This is a genomic window from Streptomyces sp. NPDC058279 (genome assembly GCF_042881255.1).
Classification (GTDB): Bacteria; Actinomycetota; Actinomycetes; order Streptomycetales; family Streptomycetaceae; genus Streptomyces.
This window is the reverse complement of sequence record NZ_JBHVYA010000002.1, coordinates 480,689-507,399: the sequence shown is the minus strand read 5'-3', so window position 1 is coordinate 507,399 and position 26,711 is coordinate 480,689. Positions and strand designations below refer to the sequence as shown.

Below are 26,711 nucleotides of genomic sequence, written 5' to 3'. Positions count from 1 at the left end.
GGGTGTACGGGCCTGCGGTCTGGGCCCGTGGCGGGGGGGCGGTCTCGGTCGGTCGGCGCCGGCGCCGACCGACGGAGACCCGTGACGTGACGTGCCGGTGGGTCCCGCAGACCGGGAAGCCGGTGGAGGCGTGGGCAGCGCCTCGGTTGGTGCCCCGGTCGGGTCGCACCGCAGGCCGGGATCAGTGACGAACCGGGCGGCTCACGGCGGCGGTGGGCGGACGACGAGGTACCGCGGCCGACCCGCCGGGACCCTGCCTTGCGGCGGCGGTCGGTAGCCGCGCCGTCCGTCCGAGCCGTGCACCTGGCGGAAGACGGCGCGGGCAAGGCCGTCTGCGCCTCGGACCGGCACTCCGCCGCCCCCCGGGCCGGGCCGGGGCCGCCCGCCGCCCGCCGGCGCCTGGGGAACCGGCTGGCCCGCGCGTGGCCCGAGCGGCACGGCGGCGGGTATGACGAAGGCCCCGGCCGAACCCTGGGGAAGGGTGGCGGCCGGGGCCTTCGGTTACTTCTGGGTGCGCCGCACCCGCGTGGCGAACGCTTCGCGTGCGGCGCGGTTGCCGGTCGGGAGCGGGAGAGAGGGCCCGCTGGATCCCTACCCGGCGATCACATCAGGAGCTCAGCCCTGGAGGGTGGCAACCTTGGTGGCCAGCGCCGACTTCTTGTTGGCGGCGGCGTTCTTGTGGATGACACCCTTCGAGACAGCCTTGTCGAGCGCACGCGCGGCGGCACGGGAAGCCACGGTGGCCTTCTCGACGTCACCGGCGGCCACGGCCTCGCGGGCCTTGCGGATCGCGGTCTTGAGCGAGGACTTGACGGCCTTGTTGCGCAGGCGCGCCTTCTCGTTCGTCTTGTTCCGCTTGATCTGGGACTTGATGTTCGCCACGAAAGAGCCTTTTCAGGTTCAGAGTTTGATCTTCGGATTGTGTCCCGGACGGTGAGAGGCCATACGAGACACAGCTGCCCAGGCTACCAGGCACGCTCCGGGCAGCCCAAACCGAGCGCACTGCGCCGGCCATGGGACCATGGGACTCTGCATATACGAGACCACGTTCCGACTGCGACCCGAGAATCAGGACACTGCGTGCCCGCGATCCCCAGCCACGTGCCCGAGCCGAGCCGTACCGACCCGGCGCTGATCCGCAATTTCTGCATCATCGCGCACATCGACCACGGCAAGTCGACCCTCGCCGACCGGATGCTCCAGCTGACCGGCGTCGTCGACCAGCGGCAGATGCGCGCCCAGTACCTCGACCGCATGGACATCGAGCGTGAGCGCGGCATCACGATCAAGTCGCAGGCGGTCCGCCTGCCCTGGGCGCCCACCGAGGGGCCGGGCAAGGGCAACACGCACATCCTGAACATGATCGACACGCCCGGCCACGTCGACTTCACGTACGAGGTCTCGCGCTCCCTCGCGGCCTGCGAGGGCACGATCCTCCTCGTCGACGCCGCCCAGGGCATCGAGGCGCAGACCCTCGCCAACCTGTACCTGGCGATGGAGAACGACCTCGCGATCGTCCCCGTCCTGAACAAGATCGACCTGCCGGCCGCGCAGCCGGAGAAGTTCGCCGAGGAGCTCGCGAACCTGGTCGGCTGCCGGCCCGAGGACGTGCTGCGCGTCTCCGCGAAGACCGGCATGGGCGTCGACGCGCTGCTCGACAAGGTCGTCGCCACCGTCCCGGCCCCGGTCGGCGTCAAGGACGCCCCCGCCCGCGCGATGATCTTCGACTCGGTCTACGACTCGTACCGCGGTGTCGTGACCTACGTCCGTGTCGTCGACGGCCAGCTCAACAAGCGTGAGCGCATCCGGATGATGTCCACCGGCGCCACGCACGAGCTGCTGGAGATCGGTGTCTCCTCCCCGGAGATGACCCCGGCCGACGGCATCGGCGTCGGTGAGGTGGGTTACATCATCACCGGCGTGAAGGACGTCCGTCAGTCCAAGGTCGGTGACACGATCACCAGCCTGCACAACGGCGCGACCGAGGCCCTCGGCGGCTACAAGGACCCGAGGCCGATGGTCTTCTCGGGCCTGTACCCGCTGGACGGCTCGGACTACCCGGACCTGCGCGAGGCCCTGGACAAGCTCCAGCTCAACGACGCCGCGCTCGTCTACGAGCCGGAGACCTCGGCGGCGCTCGGCTTCGGCTTCCGCGTCGGCTTCCTCGGCCTGCTGCACCTGGACGTGGTCCGCGAGCGGCTGGAGCGCGAATTCGGCCTCGACCTGATCGCGACCGCCCCCAACGTGGTCTACCGCGTGGTGCTGGAGGACGGCAAGGAAGTCACCGTCACCAACCCGAGCGAGTTCCCCGAGGGCAAGATCTCGGACGTGTTCGAGCCGGTCGTGCGGGCCACGATCCTCGCGCCCAGCGAGTTCATCGGCGCGATCATGGAGCTGTGCCAGACCCGCCGCGGCACCCTGCTCGGCATGGACTACCTCTCCGAGGACCGGGTCGAGATCCGCTACACGCTCCCCCTCGCGGAGATCGTGTTCGACTTCTTCGACCAGCTGAAGTCCAAGACGCGCGGTTACGCCTCCCTCGACTACGAGCCCACCGGCGAGCAGTCCTCCAGCCTGGTCAAGGTCGACATCCTGCTGCACGGCGACAAGGTCGACGCCTTCTCCGCCGTCTGCCACAAGGACGCCGCCTACGCCTACGGGGTGCGGCTCGTCGCCAAGCTGCGCGAGCTCATCCCGCGCCAGGCGTTCGAGGTGCCGATCCAGGCGGCCGTCGGCTCCCGCGTCATCGCCCGCGAGACCATCCGCGCCATCCGCAAGGACGTCCTCGCGAAGTGCTACGGCGGTGACATCTCCCGTAAGCGGAAGCTGCTGGAGAAGCAGAAGGAAGGCAAGAAGCGGATGAAGATGGTCGGCTCCGTGGAGGTCCCGCAGGAAGCCTTCATCGCCGTCCTCTCCAGCGACGAGTCCGCCGGCAAGAAGAAGTAGCCGGCCGGCGACACCGGTCATGACAAACGGGCCCACATGCGGACGCATGCGGGCCCGTTTCGTTATGAACCGGCCGCCCGCCGCCCCTTACGCGCGGGCCGGGCGGCCTTTAGTCTGATCACTGCTCGATGGTTACTCGCCAGTCACAAACTCGCCAACAGCACGTGCGCAGGTCCCCACCCCGCCAGCCCCAAGCGCCCCACGCCCACGCTGCCGCGTGGACCGGTCCGGAGGATGTCGTGAGCGACACACAGACCTTGATCGAGAACCGCCCGCCCACCGTGGCGGCCCTCTTCCTGGAGCGTGTCGCCGCCACGCCGGACGGGGAGGCGTACCGGTACCCGGTCCCCTCCGCCAACGGCGGGCCCGACGCGTGGAAGTCGCTGAGCTGGGGCCAGGCCGCCGAGCGGGTGTTCGCCATCGCCGCCGGCCTGGCCGACCTCGGCCTGGGCCCGGAGGACCGGGTCGCGCTCGCCTCGAACACCCGGGTCGAGTGGATCCTGGCCGACCTCGGCGTGATGTGCGCCGGCGCCGCGACCACCACCATCTACCCCAGCACCAACGCGGAGGAGTCGGCGTTCATCCTGGCCGACTCCGAGAGCCGGGTGCTGATCGCCGAGGACGCCAAGCAACTGGCGAAGGCCCGCGCCCACCGCGCCGACCTGCCCCGCCTCGCCCACGTCGTCGTCCTGGACGCCGAGGACGCCCTGGCCGCGGACGGGGACCCGGAGGGCTGGGTCCTCTCCCTCGACGCCCTGGAGGCGCGCGGCGCGGAGTACCTGGCCAAGCACCCCGAGGCGGTCAAGGAGCGGATCGCCTCGATCACCCCGGACCAGCTCGCCACGCTGATCTACACCTCCGGCACCACCGGTCGCCCCAAGGGCGTGCGGCTGCCCCACGACAACTGGTCCTACATGGCCAAGGCGACCGTGGCCACCGGCATGATCCACGCGGACGACGTCCAGTACCTGTGGCTGCCGCTGGCCCACGTCTTCGGCAAGGTGCTCACCTCCGGCCAGATCGAGGTCGGGCACGTCACCGCGGTCGACGGCCGCATCGACAAGATCATCGAAAACCTGCCGGTGGTGCAGCCGACCTACATGGCGGCCGTCCCGCGCATCTTCGAGAAGGTCTACAACGGCGCCGCCGGCAAGGCCCGGGCCGCGGGCGGGGCCAAGTACAAGATCTTCAAGTGGGCCGCCGAGGTGGCGCGCGAGTACGCGAGGACCCGGCAGGACAACTACCGGCGCACCGGAAGCACGAAGGTCCCCGCCGGACTCGCCGCCAAGCACAAGATCGCCGACGCGCTCGTCTACTCCAAGCTCCGCGAGGCGTTCGGCGGCAAGCTGCGCGCCGCCGTCTCCGGCTCCGCCGCCCTCGCACCCGAGATCGGCTACTTCTTCGCGGGCGCCGGCATCCACATCCTGGAGGGCTACGGACTCACCGAGTCCAGCGCCGCCTCCTTCGTCAACCCCGGCGAGGCGTACCGCACCGGCACCGTCGGCAAGCCGCTCCCCGGCACCGAGGTCCGCATCGCCGACGACGGCGAGATCCTGCTGCGCAGCCCCGGCATCATGGAGGGCTACCACCGGCTGCCCGACAAGACCGCCGAGGTGCTGGAGGCGGACGGCTGGCTGCACACGGGCGACATCGGCGAGCTCTCGCCCGACGGCTACCTGCGCATCACCGACCGCAAGAAGGACCTGATCAAGACCTCGGGCGGCAAGTACGTGGCCCCGGCGGAGGTCGAGGGCCAGTTCAAGGCGATCTGCCCGTACGTCTCCAGCATCGTCGTCCACGGCGCGGACCGGAACTTCTGCTCGGCGCTGATCGCACTCGACGGCCCGGCGATCCTGACCTGGGCGGCCGAGCACGGCCTGGAGGGCAAGACGTACGCCGAGGTCGCGGCGGCGCCCGAGACGAACCGGCTGATCGAGACGTACGTACAGACCCTCAACGAGGGCCTCCAGCGCTGGCAGACGATCAAGCAGTTCCGGCTGCTGCCGCGCGACCTGGACGTCGAGCACGGCGACCTCACTCCCAGCCTCAAGCTGAAGCGGCCCGTCGTCGAGCGCGAGTTCAAGCACCTCATCGACGAGATGTACGCCGGGGCCAACGAAGCGTAAACGACCATGGGGCAGTGCGGGACAATGGGCCCATGCCTTCCGCACTGCCCGACGGTGAACCCATGCCCGAAGACGGCTCCCTGCCGGCGCACGCCCTGGCGGGTGCCGAGGACCGACCGCTCGGGTTCTACCTGCACGTCCCGTACTGCGCCACGCGCTGCGGCTACTGCGACTTCAACACCTACACGGCGACCGAGCTGCGGGGCACCGGAGGCGTGCTCGCCTCCCGGGAGAACTACGCCGACACCCTGATCGACGAGGTCCGCCTCGCCCGCAAGGTGCTCGGGGACGACCCGAGGGCCGTGCGCACGGTGTTCGTGGGCGGCGGTACGCCGACGCTGCTGCCGGCCGCCGACCTCGTACGGATGCTCGCGGCGATCCGGGACGAGTTCGGCCTGGCCCCGGACGCCGAGATCACCACGGAGGCCAACCCGGAGTCGGTGAACCCGGAATACCTGGCCGAGCTGCGCGCGGGCGGGTTCAACCGGATCTCCTTCGGCATGCAGAGCGCCAAGCAGCACGTCCTGAAGGTGCTGGACCGTACGCACACCCCCGGGCGCCCGGAGGCGTGCGTGGCGGAGGCGCGGGCGGCGGGCTTCGAGCACGTGAACCTGGACCTGATCTACGGCACGCCGGGGGAGTCCGACGAGGACTGGCGGGCGTCGCTGACGGCCGCGCTGGGGGCCGGCCCGGACCACATCAGCGCCTACGCGCTGATCGTGGAGGAGGGCACGCAGCTCGCGCGGCGGATCCGGCGCGGCGAGGTCCCGATGACGGACGACGACGTGCACGCCGACCGGTACCTGATCGCCGACGCGGTCATGGCGGAGGCCGGGTACCACTGGTACGAGGTGTCGAACTGGGCCACGTCCGAGGCCGGGCGGTGCCTGCACAACGAGCTGTACTGGCGCGGCGCCGACTGGTGGGGCGCTGGGCCGGGGGCGCACTCGCACGTGGGCGGGGTGCGGTGGTGGAACGTGAAGCATCCGGGGGCGTACGCCGCCGCGCTGGCGGAGGGGCGGTCACCGGGGGCGGGGCGGGAGCTCCTGTCGGAGGAGGACCGGCGGGTGGAGCGGATCCTGCTGGAGCTGAGGCTGGTGGACGGCGTGCCGTTGTCGCTGCTCGCGGGAGCCGGTCTCGCGGCGTCGCGGCGGGCGGTGGCGGAGGGGCTGCTGGCGCCCGAGCCGTACGAGGCGGGGCAGGCCGTGTTGACGTTGCGGGGGCGGTTGCTGGCCGACGCGGTGGTCCGGGACCTGGTCGACTGAGGTCGGGCGGGGCGGGGCGGGGCGTTCGGCTGCGGCGCCGCGACGCTGCGCGGCCTCGGCTGCGCCGGGCTTTCGGGGCTCCGCCCCGGACCCCGCGCCTCAATCGCCGGCGAGGCTGGATTTGGCCCCGCTGATCAGGCGGGGGCCGTGACGTGGTCGATGAGGTGTTCCACCGCGCCGAGGAGGGTGGGGTCGAGGTCCTTGTAGGACGTCACGCGGGACAGGATGTGCTGCCAGGCCGCGCCGGTGTTCGGGGGCCAGCCCAGGGCCTGGCAGATGCCCGTCTTCCAGTCCTGGCCCGGGGGGATCACCGGCCAGGCCTGGATGCCCAGGGCAGACGGTTTCACCGCCTGCCAGACGTCCACGTACGGGTGGCCCACCACCAGGACGTGCGGGGACGTCACCGAGGCCGCGATGCGGGACTCCTTCGAGCCCGGCACCAGGTGGTCGACCAGCACGCCCAGCCGGGCGTCCGGCGCGGGGGCGAAGTCCGCCACGATCGCGGGGAGGTCGTCGATGCCCTCCAGGTACTCCACGACCACGCCCTCGATCCGCAGGTCGTCGCCCCAGACCCGCTCCACCAGCTCCGCGTCGTGGCGGCCCTCGACGTAGATCCGGCCCGCCCGCGCCACCCGCGCCCGCGCCCCGGGGACGGCCACCGAGCCCGACGCGGTACGGGCGGGCGCCGCCGCCGCGCGAGCCGGGCGGGTCAGGGTGACCACCGCGCCGTCCAGCAGGAACCCGCGGGGCTCCAGCGGGAAGGCACGGCGCTTGCCGAAGCGGTCCTCCAGGGTCACCGTGCCCGCCTCGCAGGCCACCACCGCGCCGCAGAAGTCGATGCCCGCCACCTCCACCACCAGCCCGGGGTCGGCCGGAACCTCCGGCACGGCCTTGGCGCGCTTCCACTGCGGGGTCAGATCGGGGGAGTACTCACGCATCCGGCCGACGGTACGAGAGAGCCCGCGCTCACGCGCCCGACACGCCGAACCGCCCCGCGAGTGTGGCGCGTTGCGCACGGACGAAGGCCGCGTCGACCACCGCTCCGTGACCCGGCACGTACAGCGCGTCGTCGCCGCCGAGCGCGAGCAGCCGGTCCAGCGCGGCCGGCCATCGCGCCGGGACCGCGTCCGGGCCCGCCTGCGGTGCGCCCGACTCCTCCACCAGGTCCCCGCAGAAGACGACCTCCTGCCCGCCCGGCACGAAGACCGCCAGATCGTGCCGGGTGTGGCCCGGCCCGACGTTCGCCAGCAGCACCTGCACCCCGCCCAGCTCCAGCGTCCACTCGCCCGACACCAGGTGCCGCGGCAGCGGCATCAGGTCCGCCGCCTCGGCGGCCTCCGCCGCCGCCAGTCCCTGCCGGACCGCGTCCTCCCGCAGGGCGTCCCGGTCCAGCGCGAGGTGCGCGTCCAGCCCGACCGCACCGTAGAACTCGGCCCCCGAGAAGGCGGAGCCCCCCAGTACATGATCGAAATGTCCGTGCGTGAATGCGATATGGGTCACGTGGCGACCGGTCAGTCGCTCCGCCTCCGCCCGGATGTCCGCGCCCTCGCGGACACAGGAGCCGGGGTCGATCAGAAGGACCGACTCGTCCCCCACCACCAGCCCCACCGTGCAGTCCCACACCGGCAGTCGGCGTCTTCCGGCCCGCCCGGTCAGCCGTTCCCAGCCCGCCTCTTCCCAACGCACGTCCATGCGGGGACGCTACCCTGGCGGGCCGCCCTTGCCTCCGGCGTACTACCCGGCCGTACACTGACCGGGGGATCTCTGGCACTCGGATGCACAGAGTGCCAACACGGCCCGCCCCGGGCCGGCCGGAAACGACCGCAGCGACGACCCACCGCACTGGAGGTGTGCACGAGTGCTCAGCGAACGCAGGCTCGAAGTGTTGCGCGCCATCGTCCAGGACTACGTGGGGACGGAGGAGCCGGTCGGATCCAAGGCGCTCACCGAACGCCACCGGCTCGGCGTCTCCCCGGCGACGGTCCGCAACGACATGGCCCTGCTGGAGGAGGAGGGGTACATCGCCCAGCCCCACACCAGCGCCGGGCGCATCCCCACCGACAAGGGCTACCGGCTCTTCGTGGACAAGCTGGCGGGGGTCAAGCCGCTGTCGACGCCCGAGCGCCGGGCCATCCAGAACTTCCTCGACGGCGCCGTCGACCTCGACGACGTCGTGGGGCGCACGGTGCGGTTGCTCGCGCAGCTCACCCGGCAGGTCGCCGTCGTCCAGTACCCGAGCCTGACCCGTTCCACCGTCCGGCACGTGGAGCTGCTGTCCCTGGCGCCCGCGCGGCTGATGCTCGTACTGATCACGGACACCGGACGGGTCGAACAGCGGCTCGTCGACTGCCAGACCCCCTTCGCGGAGACTTCGCTCGCCGACCTGCGGGCGCGCCTCAACAGCCGGGTCGTCGGCCGTCGCTTCACCGACGTGCCGCCGCTCGTGCAGGACCTTCCGGAGTCCTTCGAGGCCGAGGACCGGGCGACGGTCAAGGCCGTCCTCGCGACCCTGCGGGAAACGCTGGTGGAGGAGGCGGAGGAACGGCTGATGATCGGCGGTACCGCCAACCTCACGCGATTCGGACATGATTTCCCCCTGACGATCAGGCCGGTGCTGGAAGCGCTGGAGGAGCAGGTCGTGCTCCTCAAGCTGCTGGGCGAGGCCAGTGAGTCGGGGATGGCCGTGAAGATCGGGCATGAGAACGCCTACGAGGGGCTGAACTCCACGTCGGTCGTCTCGGTCGGTTACGGTTCGGGCGGCGAAGCAGTCGCCAAACTCGGCGTGGTCGGACCGACCCGCATGGACTACCCCGGAACGATGGGAGCGGTACGCGCAGTGGCACGTTACGTCGGACAGATCCTGGCGGAGTCGTAAGTGGCCACGGACTACTACGCCGTTCTCGGCGTGCGCCGCGACGCATCGCAGGACGAGATCAAGAAGGCATTCCGTCGCCTCGCGCGCGAACTCCACCCGGACGTGAATCCGGACCCGAAGACGCAGGAGCGCTTCAAGGAGATCAACGCGGCCTACGAGGTCCTCTCGGACCCGCAGAAGAAGCAGGTCTACGACCTCGGCGGCGACCCGCTGTCCTCCTCGGGCGGTGGCGGCGGCGCGGGCGGGTTCGGGGCGGGCGGCTTCGGCAACTTCTCCGACATCATGGACGCCTTCTTCGGCCAGGCGTCGCAGCGCGGACCGCGCTCGCGCACCCGCCGCGGCCAGGACGCCATGATCCGCCTCGACCTGGAGCTGGACGAGGCGGCCTTCGGGACGACCAAGGACATCCAGGTCGACACGGCCGTCGTCTGCACCACCTGCTCCGGTGAGGGCGCCGCCCCCGGCACCTCCGCGCAGACCTGTGACATGTGTCGCGGTCGCGGCGAGGTGTCGCAGGTCACCCGGTCGTTCCTGGGCCAGGTCATGACCTCGCGACCCTGCCCGCAGTGCCAGGGCTTCGGCACCGTCGTCCCGACCCCGTGCCCCGAGTGCGCGGGCGACGGCCGGGTCCGCTCCCGCCGCAGCCTCACCGTCAAGATCCCGGCCGGGGTCGAGAACGGCACCCGGATCCAACTGGCGGGCGAGGGCGAGGTCGGTCCCGGCGGCGGCCCCGCCGGCGACCTGTACGTGGAGATCCACGAGCTGGCGCACCCGACCTTCCAGCGGCGCGGGGACGACCTGCACTGCACGGTCACCATCCCCATGACGGCGGCGGCCCTGGGCACCAAGTGCCCGCTGGAGACGTTGGACGGCCTGGAGGAGATCGACATCCGGCCCGGCACCGGATCCGGCCAGGCGATCCCGCTGCACGGCCGCGGCGTCACGCACCTGCGCGGCGGCGGCCGGGGCGACCTGATCGTCCACGTCGAGGTCACCACCCCCGGCAAGCTGGACGCCCAGCAGGAGGACCTGCTGCGCCAGCTGGCGAAGCTGCGCGGCGAGGAGCGGCCGATGGGCCAGTTCGCGCCGGGCCAGCAGGGTCTGTTCAGCCGCCTGAAGGACGCGTTCAACGGCCGCTGACCGGCCCGCCGCACCGCCTGTGAGCCCGGCCCGGGGACTGCCCCGGACCGGGCTCGCGGCGTTCGTGGACATGGGCCCGTGGTGAGCCCGCCGCGGGCCCGCACGGGGCACGCGGCGGCGTCGGACCCGTGCCGGGAAGCGGACTATGCCAGGCGAATGCCGTGATTCGGCCCGGTGCGCGGGACGTGGCACGATGCAGGGCATGTCCACCGCGCCGAACGGTCTCTCCCCGTACCCGATCGTGCAGGCCCCCATGGCGGGCGGCGCCTCCTGCCCGCCGCTCGCCGCCGCCGTGTGCGAGGCGGGCGGACTCGGTTTCCTGGCCGGCGGCTACAAGACCGCCGACGGGATGTACCAGGAGATCAAACAGCTCCGCGCGCTCACCCGGCGGCCCTTCGGCGTCAACCTGTTCATGCCGCAGACCGGCTACGTCGACCCGGCGGCCGTCGAGACGTACCGGGGCCAACTCGCCGGGGAGGCGACCTGGTACGAGGTGTCCCTCGCGCCGGACGACATCGTCGGCACCTGCGACGACGGCTACGACGCCAAACTCGCCACCCTCCTGGAAGACCCCGTCCCGGTGGTGTCCTTCACCTTCGGTTGCCCCCCGGCCGGCGTCCTGACCAGGCTGCGCGAGGTCGGCACGTACACCGTCGTCACCGTGACCGCCGTCGAGGAGGCCCGTACCGCCCAGGCCGCGGGCGCCGACGCGGTCTGCGTCCAGGGCGTCGAGGCGGGCGGCCACCAGGGCACCCACCGGGACGACCCCGAGACCGACGGCACGGCCGGCGTCGGCCTGCTCGTGCTCGTCACGGCGGTACGGGAGGCGGTGGCCCTCCCGATCATCGCGGCGGGCGGGGTGATGCGCGGGGCGCAGATCGCGGCGCTGCTCGCCGCCGGCGCATCGGCCGCCCAGCTCGGCACGGCCTTCCTGCCCTGCCCCGAGTCGGGCGCCGACCCCCAGCACAAGCGGGCGCTCACGAACCCGCTGTTCCCGCACACGGAACTCACCCGGGCCTTCTCCGGCAGGCCCGCCCGGGGCCTGGTCAACCGCTTCATGCGCGAGCACGGCCCGTACGCCCCGGCCGCCTACCCGCAGGTCCACCACCTGACCGCGGGGCTGCGCAAGGCGGCGGCCGCCGCCGGGGACCCGCAGGGCATGGCGCTGTGGGCGGGACAGGGGCACCGGCTGGCGCGGGCGCTGCCGGCCGGGGAACTGGTGGAGGTGCTGGCGGCGGAACTCGTCGAGGCACAGAGTGCGTTGAAGGTCACGCAGATGAGGAGAGCGTCATGACGGCCCCGGTGTTCGTGGTCGAGGAGGTCCCCGCGGGGCCCGAGTTCGTGCTGGACGGCCCGGAGGGACGCCACGCGGTGTCCGTGAAAAGGCTGAACCCCGGCGAGGACGTGGTCCTCACCGACGGGCGCGGCCACTGGGCGGAGGGCGTCGTCAAGGCCGCCGAGGGCAAGGACCGCCTCGTCGTCATGGATCTGGAATCCACCCAGGAGGAACCGGAACCGGCCGTCCGGATCACCGTCGTACAGGCGCTCCCCAAGGGCGACCGGGGAGAACTCGCGGTCGAGACCATGACCGAGACCGGGGTCGACGCGATCGTGCCCTGGCAGGCGTCCCGGTGCATCACCCAGTGGCGCGGCGAGCGGGGCGCCAAATCCCTCGCCAAGTGGCGGGCCACCGCGCGGGAGGCGGGCAAGCAGTCCCGCCGGGTGCGCTTCCCGGAGGTCGCCGAGGCCCTGTCCACGAAGCAGGTGGCGGCGCTGCTCGCCGAGGCCGATCTGGCCGTGGTCCTGCACGAGGACCGCGACACCCCCTCGGGCGCCCTGGCGACCGCCGAGTTGCCCACCGCCGGCTCCGTCGTCCTGGTGGTCGGACCGGAGGGCGGGGTCTCACCGGAGGAGCTCGCCGTCTTCGCGGCGGCCGGCGCCCACCCGTACCGGCTCGGCCCCTCGGTGCTGCGGACCTCCACCGCCGGTACGGCCGCGACGGCCGTGCTGCTGGCCCGGACGGGCCGCTGGTCCTGACGGCCGGCGCGGCGGCGGGGAGGGTTCGAGCCGGCCACGAGCCGGGAGATCACCGCGCCGGTTACGATGCCCCGGTCGACTCGACGTCCTGATCGACTCGACGTCCTGATCCGACGCACGGCACGAGAGGCGCAGCAATGGCCGGGGAACCGCAGGCGGACTGCCTGTTCTGCAAGATCGTGGAGGGGAAGATCCCGGCGACGATCGTCAGCGAGTCCGAGACGACCGTCGCCTTCCGCGACATCAACCCGCAGGCGCCCACCCACGTCCTTGTCATTCCCAAGGCGCACTACCCCGACGCCGCGTCCCTCGCCGCCGCCGAGCCGACGATCGCCGCCGACGTGCTCCGCGAGGCCGGGCGGATCGCCGCCGACGAGGAGATCGCCGACCACGGCTACCGGATCGTGTTCAACACCGGAGCCGGCGCCGGCCAGACCGTCTGGCACGCCCACGCGCACGTCCTCGGGGGTCGCGGCCTCCAATGGCCCCCCGGATAAGCCGTGTCCGTACGCGAGTTCGTGGTCCTGGGGACCGCCAGCCAGGTCCCCACCCGGGCCCGTAACCACAACGGCTACCTGCTGCGCTGGGACGGCGAGGGCATCCTCTTCGACCCGGGCGAGGGCACCCAGCGCCAGATGCTGCGCGCGGGGGTCGCCGCGCACGACATCGACCGGATCTGCGTCACCCACTTCCACGGTGACCACAGCCTCGGCCTCGCCGGGGTGATCCAGCGGATCAACCTCGACCAGGTCCCGCACCCCGTCACCGCGCACTACCCGGCCTCGGGGCAGAAGTTCTTCGACCGGCTCCGTTACGCCACCGCCTACCGGGAGACGGTGCGGCTGCGCGAGGAGCCGGTGGCCGAGGACGGGACGCTGGCGCGCGGGGCCTCGTACACGCTGGAGGCCCGGCGCCTCTCGCACCCCGTGGAGTCCTTCGGCTACCGGATCACCGAGCCGGACGGGCGCCGGATGGTGCCGGAGCTGCTGGCGCGGCACGGGATCAAGGGGCCGGACGTGGGCCGGCTCCGGCGCGAGGGCGTCCTGGGCGGGGTGACCTTGGACGAGGTCAGCGAGCACCGACCGGGGCAGCGGTTCGCCTTCGTGATGGACACCCGGCTGTGCGAGGGCGTGGACGCGCTCGCCGAGGGCTGCGACATGCTGGTGATCGAGTCGACGTTCCTCGACGAGGACGTGGCGCTGGCCACCGACCACGGCCACCTCACCGCCGGACAGGCGGCCCGGGCGGCCCGGGACGCGGGGGTCCGGCACCTGGTGCTGACGCACTTCTCGCAGCGCTACGCCGACCCCGCCGAGTTCGAGCGGCAGGCGCGGGCGGCCGGCTTCGAGGGTGAACTGACGATCGCCGCCGACCTGGTACGGGTTCCCCTGCCGAAGCGGACGTAGACCGGCGGCCGGACCGGGAGTGCCGGACCGGGCCTGGCGGGCGATCGGGGCGGTCGGGGCATCGGATCCGACCGGATCCGAGCGCTCATATGGTGATGTGGGTCACACTGGGTTCCGGTTCGTCCGTGCTCGGCACGGTGCCCGCCGCGGGCCCGGGCTCGGCGGCGAACCGCCCACCCCTGGGCCGCACACACGAAACGGGAGGACATCGTGACCACTCGGGAAAGCCGCACCAGCCCCGAGGCGAGACTGGACCCGCTCGGGCCGGTGCGCGATCCCCATGAACCCGGCTGCGACGTCTTCCTCACCGGCACCGTCTTCCTCGACATCATCTTCACGGGCCTGGACTCGGCCCCCGTCCGCGGTACGGAGTCGTGGGCGCGCGGCATGGGCTCCAGCCCCGGTGGAGTCGCCAACATGGCCGCCGCGCTGGCCCGCCTCGGCCTGCGCACCTCCCTGGCCGCGGCCTTCGGGGACGACCACTACGGCGAGTACTGCTGGGACGCGCTGGAACAGGGCGAGGGCATCGACCTGTCGATGTCCCGCAAGATCCCCGGCTGGCACAGCCCCGTCACCGTCTCCATGGCGTACGAGGGCGAGCGCACGATGGTCTCCCACGGGCACGAGCCGCCCCTCCCGGCGGGCCCCGGCCGATTCCCGCGGTGCCCGCCGCGCGCCCGGGCGGCCGTGGCCTCGCTCGGCCCGGGCGCCGGCGAGGAGTGGATCGCGCGGGCGGCCCGCCAGGGCTCCCGGGTCTTCGCCGACGTGGGCTGGGACGAGAGCGGCCGGTGGGACCTGGGGGCGCTGGCGGACCTGGAGCACTGCGAGGCGTTCCTGCCGAACGCGGGCGAGGCCATGCGGTACACCCGGACCGACTGCCCCCGCGCGGCGGCCCGCGCGCTGGCGGAGAGGGTGCCGGTGGCGGTGGTGACCATGGGCGCCGACGGCTCCTGCGCGGTGGACGGGCGCACCGGCGAGACGGCGGAGGTCCCCGGGATCACGGTGGACGCCCTGGACCCGACCGGGGCGGGCGACGTGTTCGTGGCGGGCTTCGTCACGGGCACCCTGGCGGGATGGCCGCTCGCGGACCGGCTGGCCTTCGCAGGACTCACGGCGGCCCTGTCGGTGCAGGAGTTCGGCGGCTCCCTGTCGGCCCCCGGCTGGCCCGAGGTCTCCCACTGGTGGCGCGCCGCCCCGGAGGACCTGCGGGACCGGTACGCCTTCCTGGACGCGCTGGTCCCCCCGGGCGCGCCGCCGGGTCCCCGCCGCCGGGCCGTCCCCACGATCGGCTTCCGGCCGTCCGTGTAGGGCGGTGACGGAAGACATATCGGGCGCCCGGGGCCGGCCCCCGGGAAAAGCCCTCGGGGATGGCGCCGGGGAGTCGTACCCTTGGTAGTCCGGAGGTCGACGATCGGCGCGACCCCTCAGTGGGAGGTATGCGCAGGCCACAGTGCCGGCCCATGACTCAGACACCGACAGCCCGTAACCCGGCGCCGGGGCAGGCGCGAGCCCACTTCACCGTTCCGGCCACGCACCCGATGGTGACCGTGCTGGGCTCTGGTGACGCCCTGCTGCGCGTCATCGAGAACGCCTTCCCGAAGGCCGACATCCATGTTCGGGGCAATCAGGTCAGCGCGATCGGCGACGCGGTGGAAGTCGCCCTGATCCAGCGCCTGTTCGACGAGATGATGCTGGTGCTCCGCACCGGGCAGTCGATGACGGAGGACGCAGTGGAACGCTCGATCGCCATGCTCAAGGCGAACGGCAGGGGCAACGGCGGCGACGGCGGCCAAGACGAGACCCCGGCCGAGGTGCTCACCCAGAACATCCTCTCCAGCCGCGGTCGCACCATCCGTCCCAAGACGCTCAACCAGAAGCGCTACGTGGACGCGATCGACAAGAACACCATCGTCTTCGGCATCGGCCCCGCCGGTACCGGCAAGACCTACCTCGCCATGGCCAAGGCGGTCCAGGCCCTGCAGTCCAAGCAGGTCAGCCGGATCATCCTGACCCGCCCCGCCGTCGAGGCCGGCGAGCGCCTCGGCTTCCTGCCGGGCACCCTGTTCGACAAGATCGACCCGTACCTGCGTCCGCTCTACGACGCGCTGCACGACATGCTCGACCCGGACTCCATCCCCCGTCTGATGGCCGCCGGGACGATCGAGGTGGCGCCCCTGGCATATATGCGCGGTCGCACCCTCAACGATGCTTTCGTCGTACTGGACGAGGCGCAGAACACCACCGCCGAGCAGATGAAGATGTTCCTGACCCGGCTCGGCTTCGATTCGAAGATCGTCGTCACCGGTGACATCACGCAGATCGACCTGCCGGGCGGGGCCAAGAGCGGCCTGCGTCAGGTGCAGGAGATCCTCGACGGGGTGCCGGACATCCACTTCTCGCGGCTCACCTCCGAGGATGTCGTCCGGCACAAGCTGGTCGGCCGTATCGTCGACGCGTACGAGAAGTACGACGACAGCCAGGACTCCCCGCAGTCCCGGAACGGCTACCAGCGGAAGTAGAACTCAGCGCACCATGTCGATCGACGTCAACAACGAGTCCGGGATCGAGGTCGACGAGCAGGCGGTCCTCGACATCGCCCGCTACGCGCTCACCCGGATGCGGATCCACCCGCTGTCCGAGCTGTCCGTCATCGTCGTCGACGAGGAGGCGATGGAGCAGCTCCACATCCAGTGGATGGACCTGCCCGGACCCACCGACGTCATGTCGTTCCCCATGGACGAGCTGCGCCCCCCGGCGAAGGACGACGAGGAGCCCCCGCAGGGGCTCCTCGGCGACATCGTGCTGTGCCCGGAGGTCGCCAAGCGGCAGGGCGAGGAAGCGCCGACGGGGCATTCCATGGACGAGGAGCTCCAGCTCCTGACCGTCCACGGGGTGCTCCACCTGCTCGGGTACGACCACGAGGAGCCGGACGAGAAGGCCGAGATGTTCGGCCTCCAGGCGGCCATCGTCGACGGCTGGCGCGCCGAGCGCGGCCTGACCGGCCCGTCCCCCGCCCCCACCGTCTCGTGACCGGCGCACCGCAGCTGATCAGCGGCGCGGTGCTGCTGGTCGTCGTGGCGTGGTTCGCGGCCTGCGCGGAGTCCGGGATCGCCCGCGTCTCCAGCTTCCGCGCCGAGCAGGCCGTACGGGAGGGCCGGCGCGGCAGCGCCAAGCTGGCCCAGGTCGCCGGGGACCCCACCCGCTACGTCAACGTGGCGCTGCTCGTCCGGGTCACCTGCGAGATGGCGGCCGGGGTGTTCGTCACGTACGTGTGCCTGGACGAGTTCGGCGAGAACTGGACGGCGCTGCTCGTGGCCATCGGCGTGATGGTGCTGGTGTCGTACGTGGCGGTCGGCGTGTCCCCGCGCACCATCGGCCGCCAGCACCCGCTGAACACGGCGACCGCGGCCGCGTACGTACTCGTCCCGCTCGCGCGGATCATGGGGCCGATCCCGCAGTTGCTGATCCTCCTCGGCAACGCGCTCACCCCGGGCAAGGGTTTCCGCAAGGGGCCGTTCGCCTCCGAGGCCGAGCTGCGGGCGATGGTCGACCTCGCGGAGAAGGAATCGCTGATCGAGGACGACGAACGCCGGATGGTGCACCAGGTCTTCGAACTCGGCGACACCCTCGTCCGCGAGGTGATGGTGCCCCGCACCGACCTCGTCTGCATCGAGCGCTACAAGACGGTCCGCCAGGCCACGACGCTCGCGCTGCGCTCGGGCTTCTCGCGCATCCCCGTGACCGGGGAGAACGAGGACGACATCGTCGGGATCGTCTACCTGAAGGACCTCGTCCGCAAGACGCACATCAGCCGGGAGGCGGAGTCCGATCTCGTCTCGACGGCGATACGGCCGGCCGTCTTCGTGCCCGACACCAAGAACGCCGGCGACCTGCTGCGCGAGATGCAGTCGGTGCGCAACCACGTGGCCGTCGTCATCGACGAGTACGGCGGCACGGCCGGCATCGTGACGATCGAGGACATCCTGGAGGAGATCGTCGGCGAGATCACCGACGAGTACGACCGCGAACTCCCGCCGGTCGAGGAGCTGGGCGACGACCGCTACCGGGTCACGGCCCGCCTCGACATCACCGACCTCGGGGAACTGTTCAAGGTCGAGGCGTTCGACGACGAGGACGTGGAGACGGTCGGCGGTCTGCTCGCCAAGGCGCTCGGCCGGGTACCGATCGCGGGTGCGTCGGCGGTGGTGGAGCTGCCCGACGGGCGGCCGCTGCGACTGACCGCCGAATCCCCGGCCGGACGCCGGAACAAGATCGTGACGGTGTTGGTGGAGCCCGTGGTGACGGAGCCCGACGTGAGCGCGGAGGTGCCGGAATGACCCCCGCGGAGCTGCGCGCGTTCTGCCTGGGTTTCAACGCGGCGGTGGAGGAGTTCCCCTTCACGCCCGAGACCTCGGTGTTCAAGGTGCTCGGCAAGGTGTTCGCGCTGACGGCGCTGGACGCCGAACCATTGAAGATCAACCTCAAGTGCGAGCCGGAGGCCGCGGTGCGGCTGCGGGCGGAGCACGAGGCGATCGTGCCGGGTTGGCACATGAACAAGCGGCACTGGAACACGGTGACGGTCGGCGGGCTGCCGGACGAGCTGGTCCGGGAGCTGGTGGAGGACTCGTACGACTTGGTGGTCGCCGGTCTGCCGAAGGCCGAGCGGTTGCGGCTGGACCGGCCCTGAGCGGTCGCTCGTAGCGGCTCGGCGGGGTCGTTCCCCGGCCTCGCCGGGACGCTCCCTATGCTTTCGACCATGAGCGACAACACCGGGATCGACCCCGAGGACAGCAAGATCATCACACTGGCGCGCAGCGCCCGGGCCCGTAACGGGGTGCCGGAGGGCGCGGCGGTGCGCGACGAGACGGGCCGCACGTACGTGGCCGGGACCGTGGAGCTGGACTCCCTCAAGCTCAGCGCGCTCCAGACGGCCGTCGCGATGGCGGTGGCGAGCGGGGCCCAGTCCCTGGAGGCCGCCGCCGTGGTGAGCGCCGCCGATGCGCCGGCCGACGTCGACCGCGCGGCCGTCCGCGACCTCGGCGGCCCCGACACCCCGGTCTTCCTGGCCGCCCCGGACGGCACCCTCAAGTCGACGACCGCCGCGGGCTGACGTCTCCTACGGGGCGCGCCACACGAGCGTGTACCGCCAGAACAGGCGCCGGCGCGGGCGGGCGCCCGGCAGGGCGGCGCGCGCCCGGTCGCGGATCTCGCCGAAGGTCATCACCGGCGGGCGGGTCGGGGCCGTCATCGCGTCCGGTCGGGGCGCCGGCCGGCCCCGGTTCCGCAGCCAACCGACGGCCGCGTTCAGCGGGATCGAGAGGGCGCCGAGCAGGTGGTCGCCGACGGTCTCGGCCCGCGCCAGGCCGACGACCACCAGGGTCCCGCCCGGGGCGAGGCGGTCGCGGAAGACGTCCAGGGCCCGGTCGAACGGCATGTGATGGAGCGCTGCGACACAGGTGACGACCTCGTACGGGCCGGGCGGTAGCGCCGCCGGCGCGTCGCCGGCGGCGAAAGTGACTCGGCCGCCGGCCCCCGTCAGCTCACGGGCCCGGGCGACGATCGCCGGGTCGGCGTCGATGCCGAGCACCGTCTCCGCCCGGCCGGCCAGGAGCCTAGCCAGGTCGCCAGTGCCGCAACCGACGTCCAGCGCCCTCGCGCACCGCTTCGGCAACTGCCGCAGGATCCACCGGTGGTAGTGGGCGTTGTGGTCCCAGGGGTGGGCCGCGTTGAACCGGTCGAGGGCCGCCAGGGCGCGGAGGGCAAGGGTCATGCGGCCAGTGAATCACCGGCCCGGCGCCGGATGACCATGGCCATCAGGGCGGCCATCGCGCACAGCGCCCCGGCCGCGTACCAGACCAGGTCGTACGAGCCGAACGCGTCCCGTGCCAGACCGCCCAGGAACGCCACCAGAGCCGCGCCGACCTGGTGCGAGGCGAGGACCCAGCCGAAGACGATGGCGCTGTCCTCGCCGTACTGCTCCCGGCACAGGGCGATGGTGGGCGGGACGGTCGCGACCCAGTCCAGGCCGTAGAAGACGATGAAGAACACCATCGGCGGGTGCACGGTCGGCGCCAGCAGCATCGGCAGGAACAGGAGCGAGACGCCGCGCAGGGCGTAGTACACGGCCAGCAGTCGGCGCGCCTCGAACCGGTCGGTGAACCAGCCGGAGGCGATCGTGCCGAGCACGTCGAACACGCCGACCACCGCGAGCAGCCCGGCCGCCGCCGTCACCGGCATGCCGTGGTCGTGCGCGGCGGGCACGAAGTGGGTCCGCACCAGCCCGTTGGTCGAGGCGCCGCAGATCGCGAAGGTGCCGGCCAAGAGCCAGAAGGGGCCGGTCCGGGCCGCCTTGAACAGCACCGACACCGCCCGGCCCGCCGCACCGCGGGCCGGCGCCGGCTTGGCCGCGTACGTGCCCCCGTACGGGGCGAGCCCCACGTCCGCCGGGTGGTCGCGCAGCAGCAGCCACACGAACGGCACCACGGCCACCGCCGCCAGCGACACGGTCACCGCGCCCGGGCGCCAACCGTGGTGCTCCACCAGCCAGGACAGCAGCGGCAGGAAGATCAGCTGCCCGGAGGCGCCGGCCGCGGTCAGGATGCCCGTGACGAGACCGCGGCGGGCGGTGAACCAGCGGTTGGTCACCGTCGCGGCGAACGCCATGGCCATCGAACCGCTGCCCAGACCGACCAGCACGCCCCACAGCAGCACCAGTTGCCAGGCCGCGGTCATCCAGACCGTGGCGACCGCCCCGGCGGATATGACGAGCAGGGCCAGTGCCACGACCCGGCGCATGCCGAAACGGTCCATCAGCGCGGCCGCGAAGGGGGCGGTCAGTCCGTAGAGGGCGAGGTTGACGGAGACGGCGAAGCCGATGGTGCCGCGCGACCAGTCGAACTCCTCGTGCAGCGGCTCGATGAGCAGTCCCGGCAGTGAGGCGAAGGCGGCGGCACCGACGATCGTCACGAAGGCGACGGCCGCGACGAACCAGGCGCGGTGGACGCGGCCGGACGGGCGCGGAGCGTGCGGGCGGCCGGGATCGGCATCGGGATCGGCGGAGGGCGCGGGCGTGGGTGCTGTCTGGGTCACCGGGACAGCTTCCGGCCCCCGGGGTCCCCGCCGAAAGTGGCCTGAACGACATGCTTCGGTACGATCGGGCCATGGAGTCCCGGACAACCGTTCCCCCGAGGATCGCCGCGCACCGGGTGGTCGTCCTCGCCCTCGCCGGCCTGCTGCCCTTCGAACTCGGCATTCCGCACCGGATCTTCGGCCGGGCCAAGGACCCGGCCGGACGGCCGCTCTACGCGATCCTCACCTGCGGGTTGTCCGCGGGGCCGGTGACCACCGACGCCGACTTCGCGATCCACGTCGAGCACGGCCCGGAGCTGCTGGCCACGGCCGACACCGTCGTGGTGCCGGCCTCGTACGAGCTGGGCCCCGTGTACGAGCACGGCACGCTTCCGGTCGAACTCGCCGCCGCCCTGGCCCACATCCGGCCCGGCACCCGGCTCGTCTCCATCTGTACGGGTGGTTATGTGCTGGCCGCCGCGGGGTACCTGGACGGCCACCGCGCCACGACCCACTGGGCCCACGCCGACCACTTCCAAAGCCTCTTCCCGCGGGTGCTCGTGGACCCCGACGTGCTCTACACCGACGACGGGGACGTGCTCACCTCCGCCGGAGTCGCCGCCGGCATCGACCTGTGCCTGCACATCGTGCGCCGCGACCACGGCGCCGCCGTCGCCAACGACGTGGCCCGGCGGACCGTGGTCCCGCCCCACCGGGACGGCGGGCAGGCGCAGTTCGTCGAGCGCCCCGTCCCCGAGCCGCAGCGGGCCGGCACCACATCCGCGCGCGCCTGGATGCTGGAGCGGCTGCACGAGCCGATCCGGCTGAGCGACCTGGCCCGCCAGGAGGCCATGTCGGTACGGACGTTCACGCGCCGGTTCCGTGCGGAGGCCGGGGTGAGCCCGGGGGAGTGGATCGTCGGGCAGCGGGTGGAGCGGGCGCGGTGGCTCCTGGAACGCACGGAGCTGCCGATGGAACAGGTGGCACGGGAGACGGGGTTCGGGACGGCGCAGTCGCTGCGCAAGCACGTCCGGGCCGCGCTGGGCGTGAGCCCGACCGCGTACCGCAGGACGTTCCGGGCGGTAGGGAACTCCCTGTCACCGTCTGATGGTCCATCGGTTGACGCGGAGCCCGCGCGTTGACTTCCCCGGGGGAGCGCCGGCCACTGGGGGAACGGCCCCGGGGCGGGGCGCGGTGAGCTTTTCCTTCGCCTCCGCCTCCGCCTTCGCCTTCACCGTCGCGGGGCGGGCCGAGGCCGGGGACCACCCCGGCGCCGTCGTCGCCCCGGAGGACGGCCCGGCGCCGGCGCCTCCGGGATCGGGTGTCCGGCAGGCCGTCGCCGCCCGCCTCCACTGCCTCCGGGTCACGGGGCCCACCGCCCCCGCGCTCGCCGTCCGGGAGCCCCGGTCCGGGCCACCCCCACCGCCGGCGGCCTCGCCGGCCGCACCCTCGGCCGCCCGCTCACCGGCCTGCCGGCGGAGCCCGTGGCCCGATCCGCCGGCGCCGGAGTGGGCCCGGCTGGCCGTGCGCGCCGGGGACGCCGAAGGCACCGCCGACCACGCGGGGCGGCCCCGGCTCACGACCGCGCCGGCCCTCGCGACCGCGGCCTGGTCGGCGCCGGGAGCGGCATCGGGGAGAATGGCCCGTATGAGCGATCGTTCCCCCGAGCCCACCGCCCCGCACCGCGCGGGCTTCGCCTGCTTCGTCGGCCGCCCCAACGCGGGCAAGTCGACCCTGACCAACGCGCTCGTGGGCACCAAGGTCGCGATCACCTCGAACCGGCCGCAGACCACCCGCCACACCGTTCGCGGCATCGTGCACCGCCCCGACGCCCAGCTCGTGCTGGTCGACACCCCCGGCCTGCACAAGCCGCGCACCCTGCTCGGCGAGCGCCTGAACGACGTCGTACGGACCACCTGGGCCGAGGTCGACGTCATCGGCTTCTGCCTGCCGGCCGACCAGAAGCTCGGCCCCGGTGACAAGTTCATCGCCAAGGAACTCGCGGGGATCAAGAAGACCCCCAAGATCGCCATCGTGACCAAGACCGACCTGGTGGAATCGAAGCAGCTCGCCGAGCAGCTCCTCGCCATCCACCAGCTCGGCGCGGAGCTCGGCTTCGAGTGGGCCGAGATCGTCCCCGTGTCGGCGGTCGGCGGCAGCCAGGTCCAACTGCTGGCGGACCTGATCGCACCGCTGCTGCCGGAGAGCCCGCCGCTGTACCCCGAGGGCGACCTCACCGACGAACCCGAGATGGTGATGGTCGCGGAACTCATCCGTGAGGCCGCGCTGGAGGGCGTGCGCGACGAGCTCCCGCACTCGATCGCGGTGGTCGTCGAGGAGATGATCCCCCGGGAGAACCGTCCGGCGGACCGCCCGCTGCTCGACATCCACGCGAACGTCTACATCGAGCGGCCCAGCCAGAAGGGCATCATCATCGGCCCGAAGGGCTCCCGCCTCAAGGAGGTCGGGATGAAGTCGCGCAAGCACATCGAGGCGCTCCTGGGCACGCCCGTGTTCCTGGACCTCCACGTGAAGGTGGCCAAGGACTGGCAGCGCGACCCGAAGCAGTTGCGCAAGCTCGGCTTCTGACCTTTTTCGCGGCTCGGTCCGGTGCCGACTTCGGCCGGACAAGGGGCCGGTCCGGCCCGCAGGGCACGCTCCGGCGGGCTACGGCAGCCGCCGGACCTTCACCGCGTTGTCCGTGCGCGCCCCGGGGTGGCCGTCGGGCCGGGTCTGGGTCCGCTCGTGTTCCGCCGCGAGCAGCACCTCCCACTCGCCCTCCGGCAGCTCCAGCCGCGCCACCACCTCGTCCGGGGTCGGGAAGTGCACGGAGTGGTCCGGGTGGTCGTGCCAGGTAGGCCACGCCGCGTGGCCGACGACCAGCAGGACACCGCCCCCGGCCACGGCCGCGGCGGCCCTGCGCAGGACCCGCTCGCGCGGGAAGTCCCCGTAGGTGTGCAGGAAGCACGCCGAGACGAGGTCGAACTCGCCGTCCGGGAAGGACCGGGCCAGGTCGTGGCGCTGCCAGTCGACGCGGTCCTCGACCCCCGCCTCCTTCGCGTGGGCCCGCGCCCGCTCCAGCGCGACGCCGGAGATGTCGGTCGCGGTGACCCGCCAGCCCTGCCGGGCCAGCCACACGGTGTCGCCGCCCTCGCCGCAGCCGAGGTCCAGCGCGCGGCCCGGCGTGAGCCCCTCGACCTCCCGGACCAGGACGGCGTTGGCGTTGCCGCTCCACACGCGGTCGCTCTCGCGGTAGCGGGAATCCCAGTACTCCTCGCCGCCCTCGACGACGGTGTGCGCGGTGGCTTCGAGGTGGTCGGGGTGCGCGGCTTCTTCGGGCATCGGAGCCTCTTCTCTGTGCGGTGACCGGTACGCCGATGGTCCGCCCGGCCGCCGCGCGCGGGCAAACAACCTTGCCGTTCCGGCAAACGACCGCCTCCTCGCCCCGCCCGCGGGGGCCCTCAGGCTCCGGCCGTCGCCGGGGGCTCAGCGATCAGGGCGGTCCCGACCCGGCGGAAGCCGGCCCGCCCGTAGATCCGCGCCACGTCCTCGTCACCGGCGGAGAGGAACACCGTACGCACGCCGCGCGCGCGGGCCTCCTTGACCAGGGCCGCCGTCACCGCGAGGGCCAGTCCCCGGCGGCGGGCCGCCGGCAGGGTGCCGACGCCGACGATCTCGGCCACCTCGCCGACCGGGTTGTACTGGCCCGAGCACAGCACCACCGCGTCCCGGACGGCGGCGGCCAGCACCGTGCTGCCCGCCGCGATCTTCTCCGCCACCCAGGCCCGGCGGACCTCCACCGCCGGGTCCGCGGTCGCCGCCGCGAGTTCCGCCGCGCCGGCCTCGCCCGGGGCCGTGCCGGGGGCGGCGAAGGCCAGCATCGGCACGGTCACGGCGGCTGCCAGCAGAGGGTCGTCGGCGCCGAGCACCCGCGCCGGGTCCGGCGTCGGCGGGAGCGGGTCGGCGGGGTCGGCGGTGTCCGTGGTGTCGTCGGCGGTGTCCGCGGTGTCGGCGGGGTCCAGGACCATGAGCGGGTAGGCGTGGACCCGGAGTCCCGCGGCCTCCACCGCGGCGCGGAGGGAGGGATTGTTTTCGGCCACCCATTCGAAGCTCTCGGGCAGTTCGAGCTCCCGCTGGCGCGCCAGGACGCGTTCGACGTCCGCCGCGGAGACCTCGGGGCCGCCGAGCGTGGGTCGCGCGTAGTACGGCCAGCCCGCTCCCTCCTGCACGAACAGGGTCAGCGGACCGAAGTCCTCCGCCCGGGCGCCGCCCGCGCGCGGCGCCCCGTCGTAGTACTGCTCCAACGCGGCCAAGATCGTTTGTGTGGTCATCCGGTCATCCAAGCAAAGCCGCCGGTGCCGGTCATCCCAATTCGGGGCCGCCGCTACGCCCCCTCCTTGAGCACCCGCGTGATCAGGCTCCGCTGGGCCTCCGACAGGTACGGCTCCGCGCAGGCCACGGTGCGCCCGTCCACCGTGATCCGGTACGAGAACCCGTCCCGCACCCGGTCCGGCCCGTGCCCCGGCGGACCGGGCCGCAGGGCCAGCAGGGCCAGCGCCCGCAGCTCGTCCTCGTCGGGCCGGCCCGAGGTGTCCACCTCGGCCCGGCGTTCGATGCCCGCGAAGCCGCCCGTCCGTACCACCAGAATCAGCATGTCGGGCCTTCTACCCCAGCCCGACCGCCGACCACGCCTTCTGCATCGCCTGGTGCTCCGCGCCGCCCTCCCCGTACCGGGCGACGGCCGCCGCCACCGAGAGCCGGGCGAAGTCCGCGAAGTCGGCGTCGGGGGCGAGGGCGCCGCCGGTCAGGGTGTCGTACCAGATCCGCCCGGCCCGCTCCCACGCCTTGCCGCCCAGTTCGCTCGCCACGATGTAGAAGGCGTGGTTGGGGATGCCGGAGTTGATGTGCACGCCGCCGTTGTCGGCGTGGGTGGTGACGTAGCCGTCCATCGTCGCGGGCTGGGGGTCCTTGCCGAGCTCGTCGTCGTCGTACGCCGTCCCCGGCGCCTTCATCGAGCGCAGCGCGACCCCGGTGACGGCGGGTCCGAGCAGGCCCGCGCCGATCAGCCAGTCCGCCTGGTCGGCGGTCTGCCCGAGCGAGTACTGCTTGATCAGTGAACCGAACACGTCCGACATCGACTCGTTCAGCGCACCCGACTGGCCCCGGTACTCCAAGTTGGCCGTGTACTGGGTGACGCCGTGGGTCAGCTCGTGCCCGATCACGTCCACGGCCACCGTGAAGTCGAGGAAGAGGTCGCCGTCCCCGTCCCCGAAGACCATCTGGCGACCGTCCCAGAACGCGTTGTCGTAGTCCTCGTCGTAGTGCACGCTCGCGTCCAGCGGCAGGCCCGCGTCGTCGATCGAGTGGCGGCCGAATCCCTTGAGGAACAGGTCGTACGTGGCTCCCAGCCCGGCGTACGCGCGGTTGACGCTCGCGTCACCGGTCGGCTCGTCGCCCTCGCCGCGCACCCGCGTGCCCGGGAGCCGGGTGCGGTGGCCGGCGTCGTACACCGTCCGCCGGGGCTCGTCGGGGACCGGCGCCGCGAGCGCCGGGGCGACGCCGCGCACGGTGGTGACCCGGCGGCGGGTGCGCAGGGCGGCGTCGTGTTCGAGGGTCCGCTGCGCGGCGTCGGCGCGGCGGGTGTCCAGGGACCGGGCGATCCGGTCGAGGAGGTGGGGAGGTACGACCGTGCAGAACACGGGGGGCGCGGGGCGAAGAGAGGCATCCATGTGCGCAATGTGGCAGTGCGTGACGCTGCTGTCACTGATCGCGACCATGATTCATTCGGTTGTCTGAAAGACGGCGTGCCGCATTGACGGATCGACCGGACATTCCCCGCAAGCGGAGG

26 protein-coding genes are annotated in these 26,711 nt (G+C 72.6%); 17 read left to right on the top strand and 9 right to left on the bottom strand.

Annotation, left to right across the window (positions count from 1 at the left end; translation table 11 throughout):
• Window positions 1-615: 615 nt before the first annotated feature.
• Window positions 616-882 carry a 30S ribosomal protein S20 gene (rpsT, locus tag ACFVXJ_RS07105; protein ID WP_030159297.1) on the bottom strand — a complete coding sequence of 89 codons (267 nt, stop codon included), beginning with the start codon at window positions 880-882 and terminating at the stop codon, window positions 616-618.
• 198 nt (window positions 883-1,080) lie between these two features.
• Between rpsT and lepA the strand changes: the two genes are divergently transcribed.
• The 3 genes from lepA (at window position 1,081) to hemW (ending at window position 6,337) form a co-directional block, all read left to right on the top strand.
• Complete coding sequence (gene lepA / locus ACFVXJ_RS07100) at window positions 1,081-2,946, top strand: translation elongation factor 4 (protein WP_389659874.1); 1,866 nt, start codon at window positions 1,081-1,083, stop codon at window positions 2,944-2,946.
• A 239-nt stretch (window positions 2,947-3,185) separates the two neighbouring features.
• Complete coding sequence (locus ACFVXJ_RS07095) at window positions 3,186-5,072, top strand: AMP-dependent synthetase/ligase (protein WP_389659871.1); 1,887 nt, start codon at window positions 3,186-3,188, stop codon at window positions 5,070-5,072.
• Window positions 5,073-5,104: 32 nt separating this feature from the next.
• Entirely contained in the window at window positions 5,105-6,337 is a 1,233-nt protein-coding gene (hemW, locus tag ACFVXJ_RS07090) for a radical SAM family heme chaperone HemW (RefSeq protein ID WP_389659868.1), read from the top strand.
• Between the two features lie 134 nt (window positions 6,338-6,471).
• Here hemW and ACFVXJ_RS07085 read toward each other — a convergent pair whose 3' ends face one another.
• Together ACFVXJ_RS07085 and ACFVXJ_RS07080 are read right to left on the bottom strand one after the other, a co-directional pair.
• Window positions 6,472-7,275 (bottom strand): DUF3097 domain-containing protein, encoded by an 804-nt coding sequence (locus ACFVXJ_RS07085; protein ID WP_389659865.1) that lies wholly within the window; start codon window positions 7,273-7,275, stop codon window positions 6,472-6,474.
• Between the two features lie 28 nt (window positions 7,276-7,303).
• Window positions 7,304-8,029 carry an MBL fold metallo-hydrolase gene (locus ACFVXJ_RS07080; RefSeq protein WP_389659862.1) on the bottom strand — a complete coding sequence of 242 codons (726 nt, stop codon included), beginning with the start codon at window positions 8,027-8,029 and terminating at the stop codon, window positions 7,304-7,306.
• A gap of 166 nt (window positions 8,030-8,195) precedes the next feature.
• On the opposite strand from ACFVXJ_RS07080, the gene hrcA reads away from it, so the two are divergent.
• The 12 genes from hrcA to ACFVXJ_RS07020 all read left to right on the top strand — a co-directional run bounded on the left by hrcA (window position 8,196) and on the right by ACFVXJ_RS07020 (window position 18,905).
• Window positions 8,196-9,212, top strand: coding sequence for a heat-inducible transcriptional repressor HrcA (gene hrcA / locus ACFVXJ_RS07075; RefSeq protein WP_136215669.1), 1,017 nt, complete (start codon window positions 8,196-8,198; stop codon window positions 9,210-9,212).
• Complete coding sequence (gene dnaJ, locus ACFVXJ_RS07070) at window positions 9,213-10,352, top strand: molecular chaperone DnaJ (RefSeq protein WP_190182426.1); 1,140 nt, start codon at window positions 9,213-9,215, stop codon at window positions 10,350-10,352.
• 202 nt (window positions 10,353-10,554) lie between these two features.
• On the top strand, window positions 10,555-11,646 hold the full coding sequence (locus ACFVXJ_RS07065; protein ID WP_389659858.1) for a nitronate monooxygenase: 1,092 nt from the start codon (window positions 10,555-10,557) through the stop codon (window positions 11,644-11,646).
• Window positions 11,643-12,389, top strand: a complete 747-nt coding sequence (locus ACFVXJ_RS07060) for a 16S rRNA (uracil(1498)-N(3))-methyltransferase (protein ID WP_389659856.1) — start codon at window positions 11,643-11,645, stop codon at window positions 12,387-12,389. The genes ACFVXJ_RS07065 and ACFVXJ_RS07060 overlap by 4 nt, the downstream gene beginning before the upstream one ends.
• 137 nt (window positions 12,390-12,526) lie before the next feature.
• Window positions 12,527-12,886, top strand: coding sequence for a histidine triad nucleotide-binding protein (locus tag ACFVXJ_RS07055; RefSeq protein ID WP_389659853.1), 360 nt, complete (start codon window positions 12,527-12,529; stop codon window positions 12,884-12,886).
• A 3-nt stretch (window positions 12,887-12,889) separates the two neighbouring features.
• Window positions 12,890-13,795, top strand: a complete 906-nt coding sequence (locus tag ACFVXJ_RS07050; RefSeq protein ID WP_389659850.1) for a ribonuclease Z — start codon at window positions 12,890-12,892, stop codon at window positions 13,793-13,795.
• Between the two features lie 210 nt (window positions 13,796-14,005).
• Window positions 14,006-15,103: a PfkB family carbohydrate kinase gene (locus ACFVXJ_RS07045; protein ID WP_389659847.1), complete on the top strand. Its 1,098-nt coding sequence runs from the start codon at window positions 14,006-14,008 to the stop codon at window positions 15,101-15,103.
• Between the two features lie 152 nt (window positions 15,104-15,255).
• On the top strand, window positions 15,256-16,314 hold the full coding sequence (locus ACFVXJ_RS07040) for a PhoH family protein (RefSeq protein WP_389659844.1): 1,059 nt from the start codon (window positions 15,256-15,258) through the stop codon (window positions 16,312-16,314).
• Between the two features lie 13 nt (window positions 16,315-16,327).
• Complete coding sequence (gene ybeY, locus ACFVXJ_RS07035; RefSeq protein ID WP_361310834.1) at window positions 16,328-16,825, top strand: rRNA maturation RNase YbeY; 498 nt, start codon at window positions 16,328-16,330, stop codon at window positions 16,823-16,825.
• Window positions 16,822-18,132: a hemolysin family protein gene (locus ACFVXJ_RS07030; RefSeq protein WP_389659840.1), complete on the top strand. Its 1,311-nt coding sequence runs from the start codon at window positions 16,822-16,824 to the stop codon at window positions 18,130-18,132. Before ybeY ends, ACFVXJ_RS07030 begins: the two co-directional genes overlap by 4 nt.
• Complete coding sequence (locus ACFVXJ_RS07025) at window positions 18,129-18,482, top strand: MmcQ/YjbR family DNA-binding protein (protein WP_389659837.1); 354 nt, start codon at window positions 18,129-18,131, stop codon at window positions 18,480-18,482. Before ACFVXJ_RS07030 ends, ACFVXJ_RS07025 begins: the two co-directional genes overlap by 4 nt.
• Before the next feature lie 69 nt (window positions 18,483-18,551).
• Entirely contained in the window at window positions 18,552-18,905 is a 354-nt protein-coding gene (locus ACFVXJ_RS07020) for a cytidine deaminase (protein WP_389659834.1), read from the top strand.
• Window positions 18,906-18,911: 6 nt separating this feature from the next.
• Here the strand turns inward: ACFVXJ_RS07020 and ACFVXJ_RS07015 are convergent, their stop codons facing one another.
• Together ACFVXJ_RS07015 and ACFVXJ_RS07010 are read right to left on the bottom strand one after the other, a co-directional pair.
• On the bottom strand, window positions 18,912-19,565 hold the full coding sequence (locus ACFVXJ_RS07015) for a class I SAM-dependent methyltransferase (protein ID WP_389659831.1): 654 nt from the start codon (window positions 19,563-19,565) through the stop codon (window positions 18,912-18,914).
• Window positions 19,562-20,884 (bottom strand): MFS transporter, encoded by a 1,323-nt coding sequence (locus ACFVXJ_RS07010; RefSeq protein ID WP_389659828.1) that lies wholly within the window; start codon window positions 20,882-20,884, stop codon window positions 19,562-19,564. The genes ACFVXJ_RS07015 and ACFVXJ_RS07010 overlap by 4 nt, the downstream gene beginning before the upstream one ends.
• A gap of 71 nt (window positions 20,885-20,955) precedes the next feature.
• Here ACFVXJ_RS07010 and ACFVXJ_RS07005 point away from each other — a divergent pair, with 71 nt between their 5' ends.
• Together ACFVXJ_RS07005 and era are read left to right on the top strand one after the other, a co-directional pair.
• Window positions 20,956-22,005, top strand: a complete 1,050-nt coding sequence (locus tag ACFVXJ_RS07005; RefSeq protein WP_389659825.1) for a GlxA family transcriptional regulator — start codon at window positions 20,956-20,958, stop codon at window positions 22,003-22,005.
• 496 nt (window positions 22,006-22,501) lie between these two features.
• On the top strand, window positions 22,502-23,452 hold the full coding sequence (gene era / locus ACFVXJ_RS07000) for a GTPase Era (RefSeq protein ID WP_389660104.1): 951 nt from the start codon (window positions 22,502-22,504) through the stop codon (window positions 23,450-23,452).
• A 78-nt stretch (window positions 23,453-23,530) separates the two neighbouring features.
• Here era and ACFVXJ_RS06995 read toward each other — a convergent pair whose 3' ends face one another.
• From ACFVXJ_RS06995 to ACFVXJ_RS06980, 4 genes are all read right to left on the bottom strand, one after another.
• Window positions 23,531-24,205, bottom strand: a complete 675-nt coding sequence (locus tag ACFVXJ_RS06995) for an SAM-dependent methyltransferase (RefSeq protein ID WP_389659822.1) — start codon at window positions 24,203-24,205, stop codon at window positions 23,531-23,533.
• Between the two features lie 119 nt (window positions 24,206-24,324).
• Window positions 24,325-25,194: a GNAT family N-acetyltransferase gene (locus tag ACFVXJ_RS06990; RefSeq protein ID WP_389659819.1), complete on the bottom strand. Its 870-nt coding sequence runs from the start codon at window positions 25,192-25,194 to the stop codon at window positions 24,325-24,327.
• 53 nt (window positions 25,195-25,247) lie between these two features.
• On the bottom strand, window positions 25,248-25,517 hold the full coding sequence (locus tag ACFVXJ_RS06985) for a protealysin inhibitor emfourin (RefSeq protein WP_389659816.1): 270 nt from the start codon (window positions 25,515-25,517) through the stop codon (window positions 25,248-25,250).
• Window positions 25,518-25,527: 10 nt separating this feature from the next.
• Window positions 25,528-26,592 (bottom strand): M4 family metallopeptidase, encoded by a 1,065-nt coding sequence (locus ACFVXJ_RS06980; protein ID WP_389659813.1) that lies wholly within the window; start codon window positions 26,590-26,592, stop codon window positions 25,528-25,530.
• Between the last annotated feature and the right edge of the window lie 119 nt (window positions 26,593-26,711).